The sequence below is a fragment of the Shimia sp. genome (genome assembly GCF_041624275.1).
Lineage (GTDB): Bacteria > Pseudomonadota > Alphaproteobacteria > Rhodobacterales > Rhodobacteraceae > Shimia.
Genome location: NZ_JBFJVE010000249.1, coordinates 1 through 3407, shown reverse-complemented (window position 1 = coordinate 3407; position 3407 = coordinate 1). Strand labels below are relative to the sequence as shown.

General features: G+C 66.9%; 3 protein-coding genes. All 3 read right to left on the bottom strand.

The genetic code is table 11. The annotated features are described in order from the left end of the window. On the bottom strand, positions 1-1033 hold a 1033-nt coding region (locus ABZD10_RS14525), incomplete at its 3' end, for a peptidylprolyl isomerase (protein ID WP_372887574.1). 8 nt (positions 1034-1041) lie between these two features. Next, positions 1042-3210 (bottom strand): LPS-assembly protein LptD, encoded by a 2169-nt coding sequence (locus tag ABZD10_RS14520; RefSeq protein ID WP_372887572.1) that lies wholly within the window; start codon positions 3208-3210, stop codon positions 1042-1044. Then, a partial coding sequence (locus ABZD10_RS14515) for an LptF/LptG family permease (protein WP_372887570.1) occupies positions 3207-3407 on the bottom strand: 201 nt, incomplete at its 5' end. The genes ABZD10_RS14515 and ABZD10_RS14520, both read right to left, overlap by 4 nt.

Sequence of the window (3407 nt, the reverse complement as noted above, 5' to 3'; positions counted from 1 at the left end):
CCAGCCGCGCCAGCTCGAGCGCCAGGTCGCGCGGCAGCTTGCCCGGCGCCACCGACTGGCGTTGCAGATAGTCTTCGGGAAAGGCCCGCGCCTCGCCGTAGAGATCGTCGCAGGTGTCGATGCGGCCGCGGATGCGCTCGGCCAGTTGCAGGGTCTCGGCAGCGCGCCCGCCGGGCAGGGTCAGCACCGCATAGTCGATCGCCGAATAGCGCGGCGCCGGGGTCGCGGCCTCGGCCTTGCCGCGCATCTGGAACAGGGCGATGGCATTGGGCAGCGGCACGGGCGCGGTGACCTCGCCCTTGTTCAGCGCCATGATGGCGGGGCGCAGCTCGGCCGGAAGCTTGGTGATCGACAGCCATTTCAGGCGCCCGCCATCGGCCGCCGTCGCCGCCTTGGAATACTTGCGGGCGGCGGCCTCGAAATCCTCGGGGCTGGTGATCGCCGCCAGCTGGTGGGCGATCGCCGCGACCTGGCCGCGGGTCTGGTCGCTGACCGGGATGACGATTTCCGACAGCAGCACGTTGATGCCCCCGGCGCCGGTGTTCGAGGCGATGGCGCGGTCGATCTCGGCCTCGGAAATCTGCACCTTGCCGCCATAGCGGGCCTGGATCAGGCTGGACCAGGCGATGCCGGAATAGACGAAATCGCGCAGCGTCTCCTCGGCGACGCCCTCGGCCTTCAGCGCCTCGATCAGCTGCTCGGGCGGCTGGTTGGCGCGTTCCGAGAAACGGGCGATGCCGGCCTGCACGCTGTCCTCGCTGGGGCGGACGCCCAACAACTCGGCGGCCGCGTTCTGCAGCCGCTCGTCGATCAGCTGTTCGCGGGCCAGCCTGCGCAGGTCGCCCGGCGCGTTCATCAGCGTCAGCAACAGGGCGCGCTGTTCGATCTCGAAATAGGTGACCGCCTGGTCATTGACCAATATCGCCGGCGAAAAGGCGCTTTGCGCCCGGGCCGCCGAAGTCGTCGCCAGCCCCAGTCCGAGGCACAGCGTCGCGGTGCCGATCAGGCGCGAAAGAACACGAAAAGCCGTCATTGCTGCTGTCATCCTGCATTTGCACTGCATGTGCGATTGTAACTCTTGTCCTTGGCCGACACACTAAAGCCTAGCAAGGCCACTGTCAGCCCGATATTGGTGCTCGGCTGGACCGTGCTGGTGGTGATGAAGCTGCGCGACAGCGACAGGCCGATGCGCACGCATTCATTGCGATACTCCAGCCCGACCCCGGCCTCGGCCGACTGCCCGGCGGCGGCGTCATAGCGCCAGTCGGCCAGCGCCGTCCAGTGACGGTTGACGCGATAGCGGGTGTCCAGAACCCATTCCGACAGGTTCTGTGTCCGGTCTTCCTGGGCGTCGGCGCGCAGCCAGATATAGCTGGCGTCCAGCCAGATCTTGTCATTGGTCCAGCCGGCCCGCGCCGAGGCCTTGTCGAACCCGTAGCTGGGGTTGAACAGGCCGCGCGCCATCAGGCTGAGCCCGTTGTCGGTGACGATCTGGCCGGCCATCAGCAGGTCCGAGGTGGCATTGCTCAGCCCCGACGAAAGGGTGAAATCGCCATGCGGGTTCTGCTGGTAGACCTGCCCCAGCGACAGGTTGGCGCGCCAGCCGTCGGGGTCGCTGCGGGCCCAGTTCACGCCCAGCGCGCCGACCAGACCGCGCTGGCGCCGGTCGCTTTCCGGAAAGCGCGACAGCGAGATCAGGTTGCCCTCGTCGAACTCGACCCGGGTGCTTTCGTCATTGGCAATGTTCAGCGCCGAGCCGCCGCTCCAGCCGATCTGCGCCAGCGGTTCGAGAATCTCGCTGCCGCCGTCGCGCGACACCCGCGACAGCGGATAGCGCAGGTCCGCCGCCAGCGAGGGGGTGAACTGATACTCGGTGCCGGCATAGACCGCGTCCTGCCGGGTCTGGAAGCCGTCGAAGGCCAGCTCGCCGGTGATCCCGGCGCGCAGCCCCTGCGGCAGGGTCCAGTTGCGCCGCCACCACAGGGCGGCGGTGGCGCGCATCATGTCGCGCCCGTCGGTGTCGCTGTCGATATCGGGGCCGTCGACCGTGGATTGCGACTTGCGATAGCGGCCGTTGACGTCAAGCGACAGCCGCGCCTCGCCGCCAAGCGCCTCGGGAAAAAACCGGCGTTCGGTCTCGACGAGGCCGACGATGCTGGGCAGGGTGGTGTCGTCGTCGCTGATGCGCAGCGATTCATAGTGCAGCAGCGCATAGCGGCTGTTTTCATCGCGCAGCGACCGGCGCAGGGTGATGTCGCTGGCCAGCCGGTCCTCTTCGGAATAATCGTAATCCAGCAGGTAGGATTCATCCGACGTGGACTTCAGGTTGAAGGACAGCCGGTAATCGTTCTCAAGGTCGAAACGCCCGTTCCCGAAGACGTAGAACCGTGGCTGGTCGGCGGTGATCCCGTCGTCCGAGAGCGCCCCCTCCCAGGTCATCTCGCCATTGCGGAAGGCCTGGCGGTAGCGCAGCTCCAGCGTCGTCGTATGCTCGGCCAGAAACGGCGTCAGCAACAGGTCGCGGTGATCGCCGAGGGTCAGGAAATAGGGGATCTTGACGCCGAACCCCAGCTGGCTGTCCTGATGCAGTTCCGGGATCAGGAAGCCCGAGGCCCGCTTCAGCGTCGGGTCGGGCATCCGCAGCTGCGGGAAATAGGCGATCGGCACGTCGAGCACCCGCAGCTGCGCGTGGTCGAAATACAGCTGCTGCTCTTCCTGGTCGTGCACCACCCGCTGCGCCCGGATCTGCCAGAGCGGCGGCCGGCCGTCATTGCAGACCCGGCACGAGGTGACGGTGGTCTTGTCGAGCACGTTATAGCGCCCCTCGACCCGGCGCATCCGGCTCGAGGCCATCTGCACCTGTTCGTTCAGCACCACCCGCGCGCTCTGCAACAGCGCGTTGCGAAATCCCGCGTCAAGCTGGGCGTAACTGGCCAGAATGCGCAGCGTCTCGCCCTGTTCGATATGGATCGGGCCGCCGACGGTGACGACATCCGAGCGCCCGTCATATTCGATCCGGTTGGCGCGCAGCCGCAGATCGCCCTGCAGCGCCTCGACCCGGCCCTCGGCGATCAGGATGTCGCGATTGTCGAGATAGACGCGGTCGGCGATCAGCACCACGTTCTGCGCCGGGGCGCCGGGCTGGGCCCAGAGCGGCAGCGCCAGCACGACCAGCAGGCCGGCAGATATCAAACGAAAGAAGGCGGTCATCCGTCCTCCATATGCAACAACAGCCCCAAGGCCAACAGGACACTTGCGATCGGCGGCGCCCAGGCCGCCAGGGCGGCGGTGATCTGGCCGTTTTCACCGAGAATCTGCGCGAAATTGCGGATGTAATAGAGCGCAAAGCCGGTCAGCACCGCCCCCAATACGGCGATGCCGGTGCGGCCGAATCTGGTGTGGCGCAT